The organism is Flagellimonas baculiformis (assembly GCF_033441575.1).
In the GTDB taxonomy this organism is placed as follows: Bacteria; Bacteroidota; Bacteroidia; order Flavobacteriales; family Flavobacteriaceae; genus Flagellimonas; species Flagellimonas baculiformis.
Genome location: NZ_JAUZVW010000017.1, coordinates 32,931 through 54,159, shown reverse-complemented (window position 1 = coordinate 54,159; position 21,229 = coordinate 32,931). Strand labels below are relative to the sequence as shown.

Here is a 21,229-nt window from a genome sequence, read left to right as displayed (position 1 = left end):
TTTCGGGGTTTTATTATACCTAAATATACGAATTAATTATCTGATAATCAAATAATTATGTCGCTTCTGAACGTGCCTGGTTAACAAAATCTACTGTAAGTTCTCTTTCCACCACAGGATCTTTAATAGAATGATCCAATTCCGAGTGAAGAGTTATTCGGCCTTTTATAACGCTGTCCCTAGCCATTTTAGCATTGAAATCATAAAAATTACTCTTACTGTAATCTATTTCTCCATTGTTATAGATTTTTCTGTTCCAACAAAGAGTGTCCCCAAATTCAGATATATAAAATTCGAATTCACTCAACTTTATCCCATTCAGGTTTACATATTTGACCCATTTTTTGTCGTATTTGGTTAATTGGATTTTGGATGGATCCGTTTTTAAATTTTGAACGGTTGAATCTTTTTCTATTTCAGGAACTTGATTGCTTTTTGAAATCGAATTGTCTTTGCAATTCCAAAAGAAAATTAGGAGGAGTAATATAAATAGTGATATGCTAAAAGAATTTTTCAAATAAGAAATAAATGGATTCGGCTACGATTTAGTTAGTGTGAGTAAGTAATAACTTTTACTCATAGTTTTTTATAACTTGTTTATATGACAAATGTAAAACACAACCACATACACCCCCAAATTAATCATAAAATCAATGCAGGGTATGATCTTTTGAGGATAATCAAATCTTAAAGAACCATACAAGCGCAATTATTCCCCGATATAGGCATTCAGCCTTTCCCAGAGCAGATTGTCAAAACTGGAGGGGCCCAATTGGCTTTCCCCGGCATCGTCCCCCAATCGCACGATCACCAAGTTTTCGCTGGGCACTAGGTAGAGTTTTTGGTCAAAGGCACCCAATCCCGCAATAAGGTCGTCAGGGGCATCGGGGAACAGTTCCCCCTCAAAAGTGGTTTCCGACCCCGGGGCCTTGTGCTGGCTCTTCCCGTTCAACCACCATAAATACCCGTACGAAGGGTTCAGGTTTTGGGAAGTGGTCGTCATTTCCGTAAAATAGGTCTTGTCCGATAAGATCTCGGTGTCGTCCCATGTGCCCTGGTTCAAACAAAGTAGTCCAAACCGGGCCATGCTCCGCGTATTGCTGAAGAAAAGGTTGTTGTAGCCCACCGTGATCCAATTGCCCTGCATCCCGATCCTGTCCCGTATCTTTTGATAGGAATAGGTTTTGAAATCCGTGCCGGTCGCGTTGGTCACAATTTGATCCAGTAGCGTATAGGCGGCATTGTGATAGTACCAATAGGTGCCCGGTTCATTTTTGTAGAGCAGACATTCTTTGTCATAGCAAAAAGGTTCGTCCACGGTATAGTCCAGCCCTGTGGTCATGGTCAAGTGGTGTCGCACGGTGATATTGGCCTCCTGTTCCGGGGTGAGCATGGACCATCCTTCACCCAAATAGTCCATGGAAGAATCGCCGATGGACAAAAATCCTTCTTCTTGAGCAATGCCGACCGTCATGGCCGTCAAGGTTTTTCCGGCGGAGTTCCACGAATGGTTGTCCCCTGCAGTGAAATCCCCAAAATACCATTCCACCACAATTTTGCCATCTTTCAGGATGATGAACCCATCGGTGCCCTTTTCCTCCAACAGATCGTAAAGGGCCTGTTCGGCCTCTGTGTTCCATGCCAGATTGGTGGGGGAGATGGTTTCCCATTCCGCGGAACCCACGGGAGGGAAATACAGTTCGCCTGTTTCGGGATCTGGGATGTTGTCGCCGTCTCCCGGACCATCGTCCGAAGAACAACTGAAAATCAACACGAGGCAAAGCAGAAGGAACGGATGTGCAAATCTTTTCATGACCTTGGAATTTGGACCTTAGACCCCCGTTGGGGCCAATAGTTTAACGCCTCAACAGGAAAATTATGCAGGCAAATCGATGTAATGCGCTGTGTTGTTGTATTTTTGCACTCCATTTATAGCAACTATGCGGACAAAATCGCTCAAGAAGAACAAAATCAATGTGGTGACACTGGGTTGTAGCAAGAATGTCTATGACTCCGAAGTGTTGATGGGACAGCTACGTGCCAATAACAAAGAGGTCGCCCATGAAGAGGAAGGCAACGTGGTGGTGATCAACACCTGTGGTTTCATTGCCAATGCGAAGGAGGAGAGCGTGAACACCATTTTGGAATACGTGCAGAAGAAGGAAGAGGGCCTCGTGGACAAGGTTTTTGTGACCGGCTGTCTCAGCGAGCGTTACAAGCCCGACCTGCAACGGGAAATTCCCAATGTGGACGAATATTTTGGTACGAGCGACCTACCCAACTTGCTCAAAGCACTTGGGGCGGATTACAAACATGAGCTGATCGGTGAACGGTTGACCACCACACCCAAGAATTATGCCTACCTGAAGATTGCCGAAGGTTGCGACCGTCCCTGTTCGTTCTGTGCCATTCCCCTCATGCGGGGCAAGCACAAGAGCAAGCACATAGAGGAATTGGTGGCCGAGTCAGAAAAATTGGCAGCAAAGGGCGTGAAGGAACTCATTTTGATCGCCCAGGATCTTACCTATTACGGTCTGGACCTGTACAAAAAACGGAACTTGGCCGAATTGCTCCAAGCCTTGGTCAAGGTGGAGGGCATCGAGTGGATTCGTTTGCACTACGCCTTCCCGACGGGCTTTCCCATGGATGTGTTGGAGGTGATGCGCGAAGAGCCCAAGATCTGCAATTATATCGATATCCCGTTGCAACATATTTCGGATGCCATACTTAAAAGTATGAGGCGCGGCACCACCCAGGCCAAGACCACCAAATTGTTGCAGGACTTTAGGGCAGCCGTCCCCGATATGGCCATCAGGACCACGTTGATCGTTGGCTACCCCGGGGAGACCGAGGAGGATTTCGCGATCCTACGGGATTGGGTCAAGGAAATGCGTTTTGAGCGTTTGGGATGCTTTACCTATAGCCATGAGGAGAACACCCACGCTTATTCGTTGGAGGATGATGTGCCCGAAGAGATGAAACAACAGCGTGCCAATGAGATCATGGAAATCCAATCGCAGATTTCATGGGAGTTGAACCAAGAGAAGATCGGAAAGACCTTCCGGTGCATCATCGATAGAAAGGAAGGCAACCATTTTGTGGGACGCACGGAATTTGATTCTCCCGATGTGGACAACGAGGTGCTTATCGATGCTACCAAGCATTACGTGAAAATTGGGGACTTTGCTACCATCGAGATCACCGATGCTTCCGATTTTGATCTATATGGGGTTCCGGTACAACTGTCCTAGAATTTCAATGCTTCCGTTGTAGCTCATAGTCATACAATTCCCTGCCCAATTGGGCCAAAAAGGGAATGCCCACTTCGTCATAGTCGTAGGCATCGTCATTGAAAATACCATCGCTGTTCACCAGAATGGTTGCCGTGACCATGAAATCCACATTGTTCAAGGTGTCCTGGATATAGGCGCAATCCGTCAGTGTGCCATAGGCATACCCTACTTTATTGTATATTTTGATGTGCTCCGGCATAGGGTCCGTGGAGTCGCCGAACAGGAAGAATTTGACATAACTGTCATAAAATTCCTCCGGATCGTACCCCAGTTTTGGAGGAAGGGTGTGCATCGCCTCCAATAAAAAATCATGCTGCTCCTCGCTCAGGTTGAAACGTTGGTCCGCGGGAAATGCTTCTGGAAAAATGACCCGCTTGAGGAGGGCATGTTGTGCGGGTATGGGGTAATGGTTCTTCAATGAAAAATCAAAAGGTTCGGTCTGCAGGGAATCATCGGCATAAAACCCCTTTCCTTTTTTGATGCCGTTCAGCTTTAAGGGTTTGGGAGAAGTGTTGATGATGGGTTTGCTCACGGCCGTTGTGGAATCGTTCAGGTAGATCACCAAAGGTGTGGTGGTGACATCGTCCGCATTGGGAACCGACAATCTATGGGCTATACGGATGGGTTCCACGCCCCTTCTGCGCATACGCAGGTTAAGGTCGTCCTGTCCCAAAAACTCAATCAACCTATTGTTGGCAGCATTGTCCGACACGGCAAATATTTCGGAAATGGCCTTAACAAAAGTGGTTTCCACCGAATCGCCCTCGATATAAAACCGGGTGTGCATGTCCAGCGAATCCAATTCGTTGAGCTTTTCCAGAGCGGCCACGGCAGCGGGAAACTTGACCGTGCTGGCCGGATAGAAATAATTTTCAGCGTTTACCTGAAAATCATGGTCGGTGAAGAAAATACTATCGTTCCTTCGGTCGATTTGCGTGAAACGGATCTGGACCTCGTGTGCGTCAAGATTTTCCATCACCTGCCTGATGTATGGATTCTCCGAAGCAAGCGCCTTTTCCAGCGGTTTGATCGGTTTGGTTTCCGAACAGGAAGTTACGAGAACCATCAACCCTAAAAGTATGTATATGCTGCGCATGCTGGATAGGATTAGAGTTCGCCCGAATAGATCTGGCCCCGATGTGGTTTCAGGATGTCCTTTACCTCTTTCAGCTCAAATTCAGCCACTACCAAAAAGGCAATGCTGTGGGTGGGGCCAAAATGCTCCACTCCGCTGAGGTCATATTTCAGCTCCTCCACGGTGACGAATTCTTCCAGATGTTTTCTGTAGTGCTCTGCAGTCCTTGCTGCGCTGGGCCCCCTGAAGTCCCAGATCATTTTTATTTTTCGGTCCAAAATTTTTTCCATTTCCTTACTGTTGGTCCAATACGGATATTCCTTTCTCGGCAAAGCTCTTAAAATCTTCCATGTATTTCAAGGATTGTTTTTTGAAGGCGCCCGGCATCAGGAAACCCATGAGTTTCATCCCAAGACCTGAAAACTGGAACTCGGATTCCGAGATCCAACGGGTTTTTCCATCTTCCTCCTTGAAATAATTTTTTTGGATGTTATGTACGCCCTTGGTGTCGTAGGTGGCGTGCATTTCTTCGGGGAGGTTGCGTTTGATGATGGTTTCCACCAGCTCCATTTCCCGTTTGCCCATTTGATAGCTCAAGCTCATCCTGGCGCCTTCCTGACCTGGGTTTTGGGACAGTTGTTCATAGGCCACAAGGCCCCGTTGCCAATGTTTCATGTTCTCGGGACTGTCCATTTTTTTGATGAATTCGTCCCTGGGTACATCAACAACGATTTCTGTCGTATACTTCATTTTTGTTTGGTTTTGCACTAATGTAACAATTTCTTTGTTGGCAGTGCCTACTAAAAATCTGTTAATGAGAAAGCAACCTGCTTGTAAGGGATCGTGTAATTGTTATTTTTGCGAAATGCTTATGCTCCAAAAAAACAACCTGTTCTTGCTTTGTGCAGCTTTTGCACTGCTGTTTTCTTCCTGCGATTCCTTGTTCAACGACGAGGAGGAGAAAGAGCCCTTGGCAAGGGTGGGGGATACCTACCTATATAAAGAGGACATCGCCTCGCTCATCCAGGATGATATGACGAAGGAGGACAGTACGTTGTTTGTGACCAACTATGTCAACAGTTGGGCCTCCAAGCAGTTGTTTTTGTCCAAGTCCAAGATCAACCTTCCCGAAGAGAAACTGGCGGAATTTGACCGATTGGTGTCCGATTACCGGGCGGATCTCTATACCAGGGCCTACATCGAGGCCTTGGTGTTACAGGCGCAGGACACAGCGGTGACCAAAAGCCAATTGCGGCAATACTACGAACAGGAAAAGGAAAACTTCAAACTGAACGAAAAACTGGTACAGCTCCGATTTGTGGGCATGCCGGCCCAGTTTTTGGACAAGGATGGGGTAAAGGCCAGGATCAGGAGTTGGAAGGAAGAAGACAAAAGGTATTTGGATTCCATAGCGGTACAGTTCAAGAAGATACATTTCAACGATTCTGTTTGGGTAAGCGCTTCCAGGGTCATAGAGGAAATTCCACCACTTACAGCGATGAACGAGGCCTCGCACTTAAAAAAATCACAATTTTTTGAGTTGCAAGATTCATTAGGGGTATATTTGGGCGTGATCAATAACATGCTGGAAGTCAATGACACAGCACCGTTTGAGTATGTGGAGCCAGACATCAGACAACTGATCCTGAACCGCAGACGTTTGAATTATGTGAAAAAACTGGAAACCGAAATTATAGATGAAGCCATTAAGAAGAAAGAATTTGAGGTTTATGACAAAAAATAACAAAGTACTTCTCGCCATTGCATTGCTTGCGCTATTTGGACATGCCAATGCCCAGGAAACCGATGAAGCTTTAACGGTGGCCGATACGACAAGTTCTGCCAATAAGATAAAACTGGATGGCATTGCCGCTGTAATCGGTGACTATGTGATCTTGGAATCGGACATCGATAAAACATTGATCGATCTCCAAAGCCAAGGAGCCTCCACAGAGGACATTACCCGTTGCGGCCTTTTGGGCAAGCTCATGGAGGACAGACTCTATGCCCACCAAGCCGTACAGGACAGTTTGCTGGTCTCGGACGATCAGGTGAACGCCCAAAGCGACAGGCAGATACAGCAGTTGGTCGCCCAGGTGGGATCTATGGAAAAAGTGTTGAAATTCTACAAAAAACCGGATGTGGAAAGTTTCCGCACCGAGCTTTTCGAGATCAATAAACTTCGGATGCTCTCCGAAAAGATGCAGGGCAAGATAGTGGAGGAAATTGAGGTGACCCCAGAAGAGGTGCGACAGTTCTTCTACAACATCCCAGAGGAGGAAAGACCGGTTTTTGGTGCCGAACTGGAGATTGCACAGATCGTGAAGCAACCTGAAGCACCAGAAGAAGAGAAACAAAAGGTCATCAACCAATTGAAGGAAATCAGGCAGGACGTGTTGGAAAACGATGCAAGTTTCAATGTAAAGGCCATCCTATATTCCCAAGACCCAGGTTCCAAATCCAGAGGGGGCTTGTACACCATGACCAAAGAGACCCAGTTTGTCAAGGAATTCAAGGATGTGGCCTTCAGTCTTCGTGAAGGCGAGATATCCGAACCTTTCGAGACTACATTCGGTTATCATATCATCTACGTGGAAAAAGTAAGGGGGCAGGAAAGGGATATCCGGCACATTCTCATGATTCCAGAAATTCCACAGAGTTCCATTGACAAGGCGGTCCAGGAATTGGATTCCATCCGGCAACACATTTTGGATGGCAAATATACCTTTGCGGATGCTGCATTGAATTTTTCGGATGAAAAGGAGACCAAGTTCGATGGAGGATTGCTGCGCAACCCCATCAATTTTGATTCCCGTTTTGAACTCACCAAGATGGATCCTACACTCTACAATCAAGTCCGTAACTTAAAGGACCAAGAAATCTCCAGACCGGTCCGGGAAGATGATCCAAGAGGGGGAGCACCCAAGTTCAAAATTATGAAGATCTCCAACCGATATGATGAACACAAGGCCGACTTTGCAAAGGATTACATCAAAATACAGGAATTGGCCCTTAGGGAAAAACAATTGAAGGCCATCAAAAAATGGATGGATGAACATATCGAGGATACGTACATCCACGTGAATGTGGACAATAAGGATTGCGATTTTGCAAACAACTGGGTAAAGGAGTAGGTGGATGTCGGACGTAGTTGCGGTTGAAAATCTCGTAAAAAAACACCAGGACCTAAGAAAAGAGATTGCCAAGGTCATTGTGGGCCAGGATAAGGTGATCGAACAGATACTATTGTCCATTTATACCGGCGGACATTCCCTGCTGATCGGTGTTCCAGGACTGGCAAAAACCTTGATGGTCAACACCATCGCACAGACCTTGGGGTTGGATTTCAAACGGATACAGTTTACCCCTGACCTGATGCCCAGTGATATTTTGGGAAGCGAGGTATTGGACCAGAACCGTAACTTCAAGTTCATCATGGGCCCCGTTTTTGGGAACATCATCTTGGCCGATGAGATCAACAGGACCCCGCCCAAGACCCAGGCCGCACTTTTGGAGGCCATGCAGGAAAGGGCCGTCACCATCGCCGGAAAACAACACAAACTCAATAGACCATACTTTGTATTGGCCACCCAAAACCCGATTGAACAGGAAGGGACCTATCCATTGCCAGAAGCGCAATTGGACCGGTTCATGTTTGCCATCGAGTTGAAATATCCCTCTATTGAAGAAGAGATCCAAGTGGTCAAAACCACCACAACGGATGAAGAGGTCCAAGTGAATACCCTTTTTAATGCAGATGAGATCATTGCTGTGCAGCATTTGATCAGACGCATTCCCATCCCCGACAATGTCGTTGACTATGCCGTGAGACTGGTCAACCGGACCCGGCCCGGTTTGGAAGGTTCATCGGATTTTATCAACAATTATGTGGATTGGGGGGCAGGCCCACGGGCGTCCCAGAATTTGGTGTTGGCGGCAAAGGCCCATGCGGCCATCCACGGGAAGTTTTCCCCGGACATCGAGGATATCAAGGCTGTGTCCACGGGAATCCTTCGTCACAGGATCCTTAAAAACTACAAGGCGGAGGCCGAAGGCATTTCTGAGGAGAAAATAATCTCGGAATTGTTATAGATATCAAATCTTCACGATTTATTTAGGTCGATTCTAATTCCGAAATACCCTGTATTTTAGTAAATTTACCAAATTACTAAAATCTTAAAAAACTCGATTGTATAATGGCATTTGATATTGATATGATTAAGGGCGTCTACGCTTCCATGGGGGAACGCGTGGAAAAGGCTCGTGAATTGGTTGGAAAACCGTTGACCCTATCGGAGAAAATATTGTATTCGCATTTATGGGACGGGACACCCACCAAAGAATTTATCAGAGGGAAGGATTATGTTGATTTTGCACCGGACCGGGTAGCCTGTCAGGATGCAACCGCCCAAATGGCATTATTACAGTTCATGCATGCTGGTAAACCCAAGGTTGCCGTGCCCACCACCGTACACTGTGATCACTTGATCCAGGCAAAAGTGGGCGCCGAAGCCGATTTGAAAAGGGCCAACCAGACCAGTAACGAGGTTTTTGATTTCTTGGAGTCCGTATCGAACAAATATGGAATTGGATTCTGGAAGCCTGGTGCAGGGATTATCCACCAAGTGGTTTTGGAAAACTACGCGTTCCCAGGAGGAATGATGATCGGGACCGATTCCCATACCGTAAATGCGGGTGGTCTCGGAATGGTGGCCATTGGAGTAGGAGGTGCAGATGCCGTGGATGTAATGTCAGGTATGGCTTGGGAATTGAAATTCCCCAAACTCATCGGTGTCAAGTTGACCGGTAAACTTTCCGGCTGGACCGCACCCAAAGATGTGATCTTGAAAGTGGCCGATATCCTTACCGTTAAGGGAGGAACAGGGGCCATCATCGAATATTTTGGCGAAGGAGCCACTTCCATGTCCTGTACCGGAAAAGGGACCATTTGTAACATGGGTGCCGAAGTGGGCGCGACCACTTCCACCTTTGGCTATGATGAATCCATGGACCGTTACCTAAGGGCCACGAACCGTGCTGATGTTGCCGATGCCGCTTTGGCAGTAAAACAACATTTGACCGCAGACCCAGAGGTGTATGCCAATCCAGAAGATTATTTTGACCAAGTGATCGAGATTGACCTGGACACTTTGGAACCCCACTTGAACGGACCTTTTACGCCAGATTTGGCGACTCCCATTTCCAAAATGGGCGAAGCAGCCAAGAAAAACGATTGGCCTTTGAACGTTGAGGTAGGATTAATCGGGTCTTGTACCAACTCTTCCTACGAGGACATTTCAAGAGCGGCCTCTCTGGCCAAGCAAGTGGCCGATAAGAATTTGAAGACCAAGTCCCAGTTCACCATCACCCCTGGTTCCGAACAGGTCCGTTTCACCATTGAGCGGGATGGTTTCATCGATACATTCAATAATATTGGTGCCACCGTATTTGCCAATGCCTGTGGACCTTGTATCGGGATGTGGGACCGTTATGGCGATAAAGCCGCCGATGGACCCCGAAATACCATCGTTCACTCTTTCAACAGGAACTTTGCGAAAAGAGCCGATGGAAATCCCAATACCCTGGCCTTTGTGGGCTCACCCGAACTGGTCACGGCCATTGCCATTGCCGGTAGGTTGGATTTCAACCCAGTGACCGACAAGTTGATCAATGAGGACGGGGAAGAGGTGATGCTGGACGAACCAAGAGGATACGAACTTCCTCCAGAAGGTTTTGCCGTGGAAGATGCGGGCTATATTGCCCCAAAGGAAGATGGAAGCGGTGTTGAAGTCATTGTGGCCCCAGATTCAGAGCGTTTGCAGCTTTTGGATCCATTTGAGCCCATCACTTCCGCAAGTCTGAAGGGAATGAAGTTATTGATCAAGGCCTTTGGCAAATGTACCACTGACCACATTTCCATGGCCGGACCATGGTTGCGCTTCAGGGGGCATTTGGACAACATTGCCAACAACACCCTCATCGGTGCGGTCAACGCATTCAACAAAAAGACCAATTTCGTAAAGAACCAATTGACAGGTGAATACGGAGGCGTTCCCGATACCCAGCGTGCCTACAAAAAGGCAGGGATCAAGACCTTGGTCGTGGGAGACCACAACTACGGGGAAGGGTCATCCAGGGAGCATGCGGCCATGCAGCCAAGACACTTGGGTGTTGCAGCCGTATTGGTGAAATCCTTTGCCAGGATCCATGAGACCAACCTGAAAAAACAGGGAATGTTGGCCTTGACCTTTGCCAAGGAAAGCGATTACGATCTAATCCAAGAGGACGATACCTTCAATTTCTTGGACATTGACCAGTTTGCTCCGGATAAACCATTGACCATTGAAGTGGTCCATGCCGATGGTAGCAAGGACACCATCATGGCGAACCATTCGTACAATGATGCACAGATCAAGTGGTTCAATGAAGGTTCGGCACTCAATTTGATCAAAAAAGAGAATGCTTAATTCTTTTTGAGATAATTCAAGAAAACTCCTGATATTGCCAAAATATCAGGAGTTTTAATTTTATATCCTAAGTGAATGAAGATCAGTAAAAAGACCGTCCTCAACATTATATTGATTCTTGTTGTGCTCTCTTTTTTTGTGACCCCAATGGGGCATTATGGCAAAATTTTGCTCAATCGGATGTTTTCCTTTTCCCCCTCGTTGATCGAGAAAGAGGAAAGGAAACAGATAACCGATTACGATTGGAGGTTGAAGGATGCGGAGTGGAATTTTTTCAACTTTGAAAGATCAAAGGGCAATGTGGTCTTCATCAACCTTTGGGCCTCTTGGAAACTCCCTTCGGAAGCTGAACTGGCCAGTGTTCAGGAACTGTATGACAAGTACAAGGGCAAAGTCGATTTTTACATCATCACCAATGAGGATAGACCGCCGGTTGAAGCCTTTATGGAAAAGCATGGGTTCACCTTTCCCGTGACCTACTTGATCATTGGGGACAAGATGCCCATCGATGCCAGTGAAGTGCCTTCTTCTTATTTGATCGACAAGTCAGGGAACATCGTGGTCCATGAAAAGGGAATCTCGGATTGGAGCACCAGCAAGGTGTACAACTTACTGGATGAATTGATTGCGGAATAATTCCAAAAAATGAAACTTTCCAAGGAGCAGATCAGCAATGCGATATGGATATTGGCCCTGGTGCTCATCCTGTTTACCCCTGTTGGCTTTCATCTTCGGGTATGGGCAAACAAGGTGATAGCTGCGACCTTAAGTGCGGATGTGGTAGAGGATGAAGAACAGATCACGCTAGAGGATTACCATTGGAACTTGGTGGACCTTGAAGGCAAGCAAATCGATTTTCAATCCACTAAGGGAAAAGTGGCGGTAGTGAACGTATGGGCGACTTGGTGCCCTCCCTGTGTGGCCGAGCTGCCAAGTTTTGTGGAACTGTACGGCGATTATAAGGACAAAGTGGTCTTCGCCTTTGTGGCCAATGACGAAAAGGCCAAGGTGGAAGCATTCCTGAAGAAAAAAGGATATGGACTACCTGTATATTTTCAAGCATCCGAAGCACCGCAAGAACTGACCGGCAGCACCATTCCCGCTACCTACATCATCAGCAAATCGGGCAAAATCGTGGTGGATGAAAAGGGGGCGGCCAACTGGAATTCCGAACGAACCCGGGCTCTGTTGAACGAGCTTATCGCCGAATAAATTATTGCTTCTTAAAGTATTTGAAGGGGACGACCAGCATCCCAAAGCATTCCCCATCTTCCTTGCCCAAGTGTTTGTGGTGCATCTTATGTGCCCTTCTTACACCCCTCGCATACCAATTGTTGGCGTTTCTGAAGATTTTGAACCGTTGGTGGATAAAGATATCGTGCACCATAAAATAGGCAATGCCGTAGGCCAATATACCAAATCCCAATGGCCAGCCATACCAGAACGAAGTGGCACTGCCCAAATAAAACAAGGTCATGCTCACGGCGGCATAGAAGAGAAAAAAGGCATCGTTTCGTTCGAACCAGGAATCGTGGTCCTTCTTGTGATGGTCTTTATGCAGGCTCCATAGAAAACCGTGCATCACATATTTATGGGTAAACCACGCCATGAACTCCATAAAACTGAAGGTTGCCAAAAAGATGAGTATCCAGAGCACTATTTTCATTGTACCATTTGTAGTTTATAATTAAGGTAAGAATGTGCCAATAGCCCAAATTTTTCATAATTGGGCACCCGGATGCGCGAGTTCTTGATTTCCAGAGGAGGAGTACTCTGCAGTTTATGGAGGAGTTTCTTGTAGTACCGATAAGCCGTATAAACCCCAAATTTGGCTTGTTCGGGCAGTTTGATTATTCCTGAATAGCCAAGGGCGAAATCTGCCTTGATCTCGTTCACGATACGTTTCTTGGACTGTTCATCCAGCTCCAACAAGTTGGTATTGGGGAAATAGGTGCGGTTCAGGTCTTCGTAATCGGCTTTCAGGTCCCGTAAAAAGTTCACTTTTTGGAAGGCAGATCCCAAGGCCATTGCGGATTCCTTGAGTTCCTCGTATTTTTCCTTGTCCCCGTTCACAAAAACACATAGGCACATCAAACCGACCACATCCGCGGAACCATAGATGTATTTTCGATATTCATCAAAAGTCTCATATGTTTTTTTGGTGAGGTCCATGCGCATACTTTCCATAAAGGACTCCACCAAGTGATGGGGAATGTCATATTTGTGATAGGTGTGCTGAAAGGCGTTCAGAATCGGATTAAGGCTGATCTTGTTTTGGAGGGCCTCTTCCATATCCTTTTCAAAAGCATGGAAAAGCCTCTCCTTGTCGTAATCGTGGAAAGTATCCACAATTTCATCCGCAAACCGCACAAAACCATAGATGTTGTAGATGTCCGAACGGATGGAGGGCGCCAGCATTTTGGTGGCCAGTGCAAAAGAGGTACTGTAGGATTTCGTCACAATTTTGCTACAGTGGTACGAGACGTCATCAAAAATAGTTTTCATTTTTTTACATCTTTAGTGATTAGATTGGCCACCAATTTTCCAGAGATCAAGGACGGTGGCACCCCCGGTCCCGGAACGGTAAGCTGACCGGTAAAGAACAGGTTCTTTACCTTACTACTTTTGAGGTTAGGTCTTAAAAAAGCGGTCTGCTTCAATGTATTTGCCAAGCCATAGGCATTTCCTTTATAGGAATTGTACTGCTCCACAAAATCATTTACACAAAAGCTCTGCTTAAATATAATGGTATTTTTTATCTGTTGGTGTGTCAATCGTTCAAAACGATCCATCACAATGTCAAAATATTGCTCCCTCAACTGGGGTGTATCCTCCAATCCGGGCGCGATCGGAACCAAGAAAAATCCGGTTTCACAACCTTCAGGTGCCATGGATCCATCGGTCACCGAGGGGAAATTGGCATAGAACAAAGGATTACTGGGCCATTGCGGATCATCATAGATTTCCTGTGCGTGCTTTTCAAAATCGGTATCAAAAAAAAGATTGTGGTGCTCTATGTGCTTCAACCTTTGGTTGAAACCGATATAGAACAACAGGGAAGAAGGGGCATAGGTCTTTTTCGCCCAATATTCCTCAGAGTATTGTCTGTATTTTTTGTCCAACAAGGTTTCTGAATGATGGTAGTCCGCACCACTGACCACATAATCTGCCAGATGGTTTTTTCCCTGACTCCGAATCCCGATGACTTCCCCATCGGACACCAAAATATGGGTAGCAGGACTATTGGTATGGATTTTCACCCCAAGTTCTTCCGCCAGGCTCTTCATAGCCTTGATGATTTCGTACATGCCCCCTTTGGGGTGCCATGTGCCCAAACCAAAATCGGCAAAGTTCATAAAATTGTAAAAAGAAGGGGTGTTGCTCGGTTTTGCACCCAAGAAGAGCACGGGAAACTCCAAAGTGGAAACGAGCTTTTGGTTTTTGAACCTCTTGCGGACCTCTTGGCTGATGGTCTTGAAAAACTGGTCCACCCGCAGCACCGTTTCCTTGGTGACCAGTTCCAGAGGGGAGAGGCCGGGTCGGAGCACCACCTTGTTGATGGCGATGTCATAATTTTCCTGTGCCTGACCAATGAATTGTCGAAGTGGCCCGCTGCTTCCGGGCTCTATCCGTTCAAATTCCTCACAAATGGTTTCCATGCAGTCACCAATGGTAAGGGTATCATCCTCAAAAAATATCTTGTAGGCAGGGTTCAGTTTGTCCAATTGGTAGTAATCGGCCGTGGTCTTTCCAAAATCTGCGAAGAACTTGTCAAAAATATCGGGCATCCAATACCAACTGGGACCGATGTCAAATGTAAAGCCGTCCTTTACCAACTGCCTGGCCCTTCCTCCGACCGTATCGTTTTTTTCAAAGATTTCCACTTCAAATCCGGCCTTGGCCAAATAGCAGGAAGCGGACAGGGAAGAAAAACCGGAACCTATGACAATGGCTTTTCTCATTTGGGTTCCAAGAATTCTATGAGGTGATCAATGGAGTTGAACAGCTTTACGGTATCGGGGAGTCCCTCTTTGTTGATATGCTGTATCTGATTTCCCAAAACATATAGCTTGGAGTCGGGGGACATTTCCAATACTTCGTTGAACCTTTTCAGATAATCGTTCAGGTCTTGCTGGGTGGGAGCAACGGTGAAATACGAAATGAAGCGGATGTTGTTGTAATACTTGAGCAGGTCCACCAAGTTTTCAATGGGCATGGTCTGGCCCAGATAAATGGTCTTGTAACCCCGCAAAGCAATCTGATAGTTGATGTACAACAGTCCTATCTCATGGATTTCATTTTCGGGCAGGAACAGCACATATACCTTGTCCTTTCTTGTGGGCTCCTCGATCTGGAGCTGCTCGGTATGGATGTAGATTTTCTGCTTTATCAGGTTGGAAATGAAATGTTCATGTGCCGGGCTGATGGTATTCGTCTGCCACAGAAGTCCCAACTCGTTCAGAAGGGGAATGAAAACCTTCTTGAAGATATCGGTAAAGGTCTTGCCTTCCATCAGACTGTTGTACGTCTTCAGGAAAAGTGACTGGTCAAAATTGAGCATGGCCAGTTTGAGGGAATTGAGCGCATGGCTCTTTTCGCTGTTCTTGGCCACAATTTCCTTGACCAGGGCAGGTATCTTCGAATCTTCCAGTTTGGCAATCTTGGATATTTTATAGCCGTTGTTGTAGAGTAGGGTGACATTCAGCAGTTTTTGCAAACTGGCAAGACTATAGGTCCGGATGTTGGTGTCGGTCCTTTCCGGATTGAAAAGATTGTACCTTTTTTCCCAGATACGGATGGTATGGGCCTTTATACCAGAAAGGTTTTCCATATCCCGAATACTGAAAGAGTTTTTTACGTTGTTCATACTTTTAAAGTAAACGTTAAACAAATTTACAATTAAAACGATGCCAACCTATTATTTTATCATAAATTTTTGGATTCTTCCTTGGCAATATGGACTGAAATATGGAAAAGGGATTGAAAATTTTTTGGTGGTTGAGGCCCAAAAAAGAAAAAACCGCAATCTCTTGCGGTTTTCTTTAGTGCCCACGACTGGATTCGAACCAGCACGTCCTTACGAACACCACCCCCTCAAGATGGCGTGTCTACCAATTTCACCACGTGGGCGGTTGAAATTTTGGTTTGCAAATATAATCGTTTTGAACAAATCGGTACAATGCAAACCTTGTTTTTCTGGCTATTTGTACAGCATTAAAAATTAGGGCGGCATGTCAGCGTGTGTGCAAGGAAGTTTGAAATGCGACTAATATTTAGTATATTGATTGGGTTACACAAAATCCAAGTAAAGTTTACAATATCATAATCTCTGGCCTCTACTATTTTTATGAAATTTGTATCCAATAATAAGTACTCCAACGATAAGGCCACTCCGGAAAAGCTAGCCAAGATGATCAACCAATCCGATAGGAACGCGTTCAACTCTCTATTTGGGATGCTTTGGGAGCCCATGTACACGTATGCATCATCTTTGGTCATGAACGATTCCACTGCCAAGGATCTGGTACAGGAAGTATGGATCGATTATTGGCAGCGGAGGGAAACCATTGAAGTCCAAAATGTCAAATCATATCTTTTCAAGGCCATCCGCTACAAATGCTACAATGCCCTCAGGGACATGAAATTCAACAAGATCCAAATAGAGGTGGCCCATTCCGTCTATATCGATTCCGAAGTGGAAATGGAGGCCGACCTGGCAGATCTGTCCAAACGAATCGATGAAACCATTTCCAGCTTGCCCAAAAGATGTCAGGAAGTTTTCATACTGAGCCGTGTGAACCATGTCAACAACAAAGAGATTGCCGAAAAATTGAACATTTCCCAACGATCAGTGGAAAACCAAATATCATTTGCCCTCCGCAGACTTCGCAAAGAACTCTCCACTGTTAAGGCATTGTTTTTTTAAATCCCCTTCTTTTTTCCTAAAGGTTAACAGCGCCCTTGGAAGTTTAAATAAACATTAAAACCCAATGAATGTGTGTGCGTGATGGTGCGTCTATGGTACTTATATATGAAATGCACACACAATGACAGAAAAAAAGATCAAGGGATTGATGGAAAAGTACCTCAATGGTACGATCACCAAAAAGGAGGAATCCCTTCTTGAAAGGTTTGATGGAAGACTTTTGTCCAAAAACCATAAAGATGTTTTCAAGGATGAAAGGCATAGAAAACAGATTGAAAGGCAGTTGTCCCAAAACATCTTCAGACCAAAAAAAAGAATTTCCTTCCCAAAGTGGGCCAAGGTCGCGGCATCGATTGTCTTGATGGCCGGTGTTGCCTATTTCGTACATATCCATACCAAAGCTGAGGAAAAGATAAATCCCATTGTGGAAGTGACAAAGACCACGGAATGGGGGCAGAAACTGAACCTCACCTTGGCCGATGGCACCCAGATCCGCTTGAATTCGGGCAGTACCATAACCTATCCAGACAGGTTTGAAGGGGATGTTCGCGAAGTGGTGTTGGAAGGGGAGGCCTTTTTCGATGTCGCCAAAAATCCCAATAAACCTTTTGTCATCAGATCGGGCGAAGTGCTCACCACCGTGTTGGGTACCTCGTTCAACATCAATACCTATCCGGATATCCAACAAATTGCCGTCACCGTGGCCAGTGGAAAGGTAAAAGTGGCATCCCACGAGAACGAAATCCACCTTGGCCCCAACGAGCAGGGCATTTTTGACAAAAAGACCAAGACCATTTCCAAGAAAATGACGGACATCTCCACGTTCTTGAACTGGAAGGATGGGATCATACATTTTGAGGACACCAGCTTGGCCCAAGTGGTAGAATCCCTTGAACGATGGTATGGCGTCACCTTCGTCTTTGAAAATGAAAACCTCAGAAACTGCCATGTCACCGCCACCTATAAAAATGAAATGCTACCGGCCGTTCTGGAAAGCATTGCCTATGCCAAGAAGGGGTTGCGATATGAATTTCTGGAGAACGATAAAATCTTGATAAAAGGAAAATGTACCGACTAAACTGAACCAATACACACGCCTATGACATAGAACAACCAGACAAAAAAACAGCCCATAACACTTTGGCGAGCGGATATAGGCTGTCAGTCCGATGATTACAACTAATTATAACCATTTAAACATGATGTGAAATTATGAATTCACTAACTATTAAACAATTAATCAAGTTGACATTCCACACATTTTGCTACCTCATGATCTTGGCACTGCTGAACCCAGTACTGGCCGCTGATGTCCGAGGACAGAAACTGGAAAACTACAAGGTGGACCTCACCGTGACCGATGCCACGGTGGTAGAGGTCTTGAAACAGATAGAGGAACAGACCAACTTCAAGTTTGTGTATGACAGGAAGGTGGGGAGACTGCACAATACCTATGACATTGCCTATCGGAATGTATCCCTCCGTTCCATTTTGGAACTGATGGCGAAAGATGCCGATCTTACCTTTAGGAGGATCAACCACACCATTTCCATAGATGTGAAACCACAGGCCCCGGCAGTGGTGGTCGAAGTGGCCTTCATCACCGTGACTGGTCAGATTACGGATGAAAATGGCGTGCCATTGGCGGGTGCGTCCGTACTGGAAAAAGGAACAGGAAATGGCACCATTACCGATTTTGATGGTAAATTTTCCATTGATGTGGAAAGTGATGCCATTCTTCAAATTTCCTATTTGGGGTACAAATCGCAAGAGGTATCCGTGGGTGGACGTACTTCCATCAATGTGCAATTGGAAGCGGATGCCACCCTTTTGGAAGCTGTGGTCGTGGTTGGGTACGGTACCCAGCGCAAGACAGACGTTACAGGTTCCATTGCCTCGGTGGATAGCGAGGACTTCAACAAAGGGATTGTGATGAACCCCGGACAATTGCTCCAAGGAAAAGTAGCCGGGGTCAATATCTCCAATGTAAGTGGAGAACCGGGTGCTGCGCAGGATGTGATCATCCGCGGTGTGGGCAGTATGCGTTCCGGCACAACGCCCTTGTACGTTATCGATGGTTTTGCGCTGGACAATACCAGCACCGGAGTGCCCACGAACCCGTTGAACTTCATCAACCCACAGGACATTGAAAGCATCGATGTGTTGAAGGACGCTTCCGCAGCTGCCATTTATGGGTCCAGGGCCGCCAATGGGGTCATCGTCATCACCACCAAAAAAGGCAAGGTGGGAAGGACACAGATGGACCTGAGCGTTTCCACAGGATTTTCAACATTGGCCAACAAGGTGGATGTTTTCAATGCAGATGAGTTCCGAAGAGAGGTTGTGGCCGCAGGTGGCAATTTGGAAGATGGAGGTGCCAATACAGATTGGCAGGATGCTTTGACCCGTACCGGTTTTTCCAAGAATGTGAACTTTTCCATGAGCGGGGCCAGTGATAAGTTTACCTATCATGCCTCCTTGGGCGTGAACGATCAACAAGGGATTTTAAGATCCAATGATCTGAAACGTTATTCCGGTCGTTTGAACCTGACCCAAAAAGCACTCAACGATCGTTTCAAGGTGGAATTCAATATGACGGCCAGTAGAACGGAGAACCAAAGGGCCAATGCCAGATCCATTGTGGGTGACATGCTACAGATGAACCCCACTTTGCCACTATATGTCAATGGGGAGCCAAGTCCTTTGGACAACAGACTCAATCCATTGGTGCGTGAGCAAATATACAGTGACGATGCATTGAACCACAGGATATTGGCCAACTTGTCGCCATCCATTGAAATCATCAAAGGATTGACCTACAAATTGAACTTGGGCGTGGATTATTCCACCACCGATCGCGATGTACAGTTCATGCCCTTCTCCCAATTGGAAGGCTACCTTTTGGGAACTCTCACCAGTACTTTTACCACCAATAGGAACAGCCTTATCGAGAACACCCTTACCTATGATTTCAGCACCGATAGGCACCGCCTTACCTTTTTGGCCGGACATACCTATCAGGATACGTATGTGCACCAAAGGGAGTTTGAACTGGAAGGCTTTTCGAACAATGGCATCGACCCTAAATACCAAGATCAGATCAGTGGCGAGAGCAACCAGACCTATATGAACACCTTTGCGACCGAGAACGAACTTCAGTCCTTTTTTGGAAGGATCAATTATGGGTTTGACAACAAATACCTGTTGACCGCGACCATGAGGGCAGATGGTTCCTCCAAGTTTGGGGGCAACAACAAATATGGCTACTTCCCTTCAGTGGCATTGGGTTGGAACATCATGAACGAAGACTTCCTGAGCTCCAACACGGCCATCAACAATTTGAAACTTAGGGCCAGTTGGGGTAAGACGGGAAACCAGGAAATTCCATCCAAGATCACCAAGCTCAGCTATACCGATAGCAAGGACAACAACGATTCCTATCCGATCAATGGGGATGAAAGTTCCATTGAGGATTATCCCTACGGTACCATTTTTACCCGTTTGGCCAACCCCGACATTCAGTGGGAGGTTTCCCAGCAGACCAACATAGGTCTGGATTTTGGTCTGTTCAACAACCGCTTGTCCGGTACCTTGGACTATTTCAACAAGGTGTCCGAGAACATTCTGTTGGAAGTGACCCCGGCCGACCCCATTCAGCCTACGGCCAAATACTGGACCAATATCCCCGGCATGGAAATCAAGAACAACGGTATCGAGTTCGCTTTGGATTACCATAGCGACTACGACAAGGATTTTTCTTATAACATCGGCGGAAACTTGGCCTACACCAAAAACGAAGTGGCCAATTCCCCCTATAAAGTGCTGACCACCGGTGCCGCCCAAGGAGCGGGCCAAACAGGTGCGACCATCAATGGAAACATCAACGGAGAGCCCATCGGGTCTTTTTACATGCTTGAGTTTTTAGGTATCGGCGATGATGGCCTGAGCATTCATTCCGAAGAAAGGAGTGTAGTGGGATCGGCCCTGCCCGATCTGATCTATGCCTTCTACCTCAATTTCCGCTACAAAAGCTTTGATCTGGGCATGAACTTCAACGGGGTTTCGGGCAACAAGGTATACAACCACACTGCCATGAGCCAGTTCACCAAGGGATTGTTGGCCTCTAATTTCAACACCACTTCGTTGGCCACCCAGTTTCCCAATGAGGACATCACCAATTCGAACACCGTATCCACCCGCTACTTGGAAGACGGGGATTTCCTTCGCCTGAACAATGCCACTTTGGGCTATAGTTTAGATCCAGCCTACATCGGACTGGATGGTCTGGTCAATGGTATCCGTTTGTCCGTAACCGGTCAGAACCTGTTCGTGATCACGGATTACAGCGGTTATGATCCAGAGATCAATTCCAACTTGACCATTGATGGCATCCAGACCTTCGGGATCGATTACTTCAACTATCCCAAGACCAGGACCGTTGTATTTGGCTTAAACGTATCATTCTAAT

19 protein-coding genes and 1 tRNA gene are annotated in these 21,229 nt (G+C 46.3%); 10 read left to right on the top strand and 10 right to left on the bottom strand.

Features of this window, described 5'->3' with window-relative positions:
* Window positions 1-55: 55 nt before the first annotated feature.
* Window positions 56-517, bottom strand: a complete 462-nt coding sequence (locus tag SD450_RS18350; protein ID WP_318345836.1) for a hypothetical protein — start codon at window positions 515-517, stop codon at window positions 56-58.
* Window positions 518-709: 192 nt separating this feature from the next.
* Window positions 710-1,813: a serine hydrolase domain-containing protein gene (locus SD450_RS18345; protein ID WP_318345835.1), complete on the bottom strand. Its 1,104-nt coding sequence runs from the start codon at window positions 1,811-1,813 to the stop codon at window positions 710-712.
* Window positions 1,814-1,940: 127 nt separating this feature from the next.
* Between SD450_RS18345 and rimO the strand changes: the two genes are divergently transcribed.
* Complete coding sequence (gene rimO / locus SD450_RS18340; RefSeq protein ID WP_318345834.1) at window positions 1,941-3,251, top strand: 30S ribosomal protein S12 methylthiotransferase RimO; 1,311 nt, start codon at window positions 1,941-1,943, stop codon at window positions 3,249-3,251.
* A gap of 4 nt (window positions 3,252-3,255) precedes the next feature.
* Here rimO and SD450_RS18335 read toward each other — a convergent pair whose 3' ends face one another.
* The 3 genes from SD450_RS18335 to SD450_RS18325 are packed head-to-tail and all read right to left on the bottom strand — an operon-like array spanning window position 3,256 to window position 5,118.
* Window positions 3,256-4,389: a serine hydrolase gene (locus SD450_RS18335; RefSeq protein WP_318345833.1), complete on the bottom strand. Its 1,134-nt coding sequence runs from the start codon at window positions 4,387-4,389 to the stop codon at window positions 3,256-3,258.
* Between the two features lie 11 nt (window positions 4,390-4,400).
* Window positions 4,401-4,658: a hypothetical protein gene (locus SD450_RS18330; RefSeq protein WP_318345832.1), complete on the bottom strand. Its 258-nt coding sequence runs from the start codon at window positions 4,656-4,658 to the stop codon at window positions 4,401-4,403.
* A gap of 4 nt (window positions 4,659-4,662) precedes the next feature.
* Window positions 4,663-5,118, bottom strand: coding sequence for an SRPBCC family protein (locus tag SD450_RS18325; RefSeq protein ID WP_318345831.1), 456 nt, complete (start codon window positions 5,116-5,118; stop codon window positions 4,663-4,665).
* A 121-nt stretch (window positions 5,119-5,239) separates the two neighbouring features.
* Here SD450_RS18325 and SD450_RS18320 point away from each other — a divergent pair, with 121 nt between their 5' ends.
* The 6 genes from SD450_RS18320 (at window position 5,240) to SD450_RS18295 (ending at window position 12,047) form a co-directional block, all read left to right on the top strand.
* A complete protein-coding gene (locus tag SD450_RS18320) occupies window positions 5,240-6,112 on the top strand; it encodes a peptidyl-prolyl cis-trans isomerase (protein WP_318345830.1) in 873 nt (290 codons plus the stop codon).
* Window positions 6,099-7,502, top strand: a complete 1,404-nt coding sequence (locus SD450_RS18315; protein ID WP_318345829.1) for a peptidylprolyl isomerase — start codon at window positions 6,099-6,101, stop codon at window positions 7,500-7,502. The genes SD450_RS18320 and SD450_RS18315 overlap by 14 nt, the downstream gene beginning before the upstream one ends.
* 4 nt (window positions 7,503-7,506) lie before the next feature.
* A complete protein-coding gene (locus tag SD450_RS18310) occupies window positions 7,507-8,460 on the top strand; it encodes an AAA family ATPase (protein WP_318345828.1) in 954 nt (317 codons plus the stop codon).
* Between the two features lie 104 nt (window positions 8,461-8,564).
* Entirely contained in the window at window positions 8,565-10,835 is a 2,271-nt protein-coding gene (locus tag SD450_RS18305; protein WP_318345827.1) for an aconitate hydratase, read from the top strand.
* A gap of 75 nt (window positions 10,836-10,910) precedes the next feature.
* Window positions 10,911-11,471, top strand: coding sequence for a TlpA family protein disulfide reductase (locus tag SD450_RS18300; protein ID WP_318345826.1), 561 nt, complete (start codon window positions 10,911-10,913; stop codon window positions 11,469-11,471).
* A 9-nt stretch (window positions 11,472-11,480) separates the two neighbouring features.
* Window positions 11,481-12,047 (top strand): TlpA family protein disulfide reductase, encoded by a 567-nt coding sequence (locus SD450_RS18295; RefSeq protein WP_318345825.1) that lies wholly within the window; start codon window positions 11,481-11,483, stop codon window positions 12,045-12,047.
* A gap of 1 nt (window position 12,048) precedes the next feature.
* On the opposite strand, the gene SD450_RS18290 is transcribed toward SD450_RS18295, so the two are convergent.
* From SD450_RS18290 to SD450_RS18270, 5 genes are all read right to left on the bottom strand, one after another.
* Window positions 12,049-12,501: a sterol desaturase family protein gene (locus SD450_RS18290; protein WP_318345824.1), complete on the bottom strand. Its 453-nt coding sequence runs from the start codon at window positions 12,499-12,501 to the stop codon at window positions 12,049-12,051.
* On the bottom strand, window positions 12,498-13,340 hold the full coding sequence (locus SD450_RS18285) for a phytoene/squalene synthase family protein (protein ID WP_318345823.1): 843 nt from the start codon (window positions 13,338-13,340) through the stop codon (window positions 12,498-12,500). Before SD450_RS18285 ends, SD450_RS18290 begins: the two co-directional genes overlap by 4 nt.
* Window positions 13,337-14,797, bottom strand: coding sequence for a phytoene desaturase family protein (locus tag SD450_RS18280; protein WP_318345822.1), 1,461 nt, complete (start codon window positions 14,795-14,797; stop codon window positions 13,337-13,339). The genes SD450_RS18285 and SD450_RS18280 overlap by 4 nt, the downstream gene beginning before the upstream one ends.
* Window positions 14,794-15,702 carry a MerR family transcriptional regulator gene (locus tag SD450_RS18275; protein WP_318345821.1) on the bottom strand — a complete coding sequence of 303 codons (909 nt, stop codon included), beginning with the start codon at window positions 15,700-15,702 and terminating at the stop codon, window positions 14,794-14,796. Before SD450_RS18275 ends, SD450_RS18280 begins: the two co-directional genes overlap by 4 nt.
* Before the next feature lie 179 nt (window positions 15,703-15,881).
* Window positions 15,882-15,965: transfer RNA gene (locus SD450_RS18270), tRNA-Leu, on the bottom strand.
* 217 nt (window positions 15,966-16,182) lie between these two features.
* Here SD450_RS18270 and SD450_RS18265 point away from each other — a divergent pair.
* From SD450_RS18265 to SD450_RS18255, 3 genes are all read left to right on the top strand, one after another.
* Window positions 16,183-16,761, top strand: a complete 579-nt coding sequence (locus SD450_RS18265) for an RNA polymerase sigma-70 factor (protein ID WP_318345820.1) — start codon at window positions 16,183-16,185, stop codon at window positions 16,759-16,761.
* 121 nt (window positions 16,762-16,882) lie between these two features.
* A complete protein-coding gene (locus tag SD450_RS18260; RefSeq protein WP_318345819.1) occupies window positions 16,883-17,839 on the top strand; it encodes a FecR family protein in 957 nt (318 codons plus the stop codon).
* 167 nt (window positions 17,840-18,006) lie between these two features.
* On the top strand, window positions 18,007-21,228 hold the full coding sequence (locus SD450_RS18255; protein ID WP_318345818.1) for a SusC/RagA family TonB-linked outer membrane protein: 3,222 nt from the start codon (window positions 18,007-18,009) through the stop codon (window positions 21,226-21,228).
* Window position 21,229 lies beyond the last annotated feature (1 nt).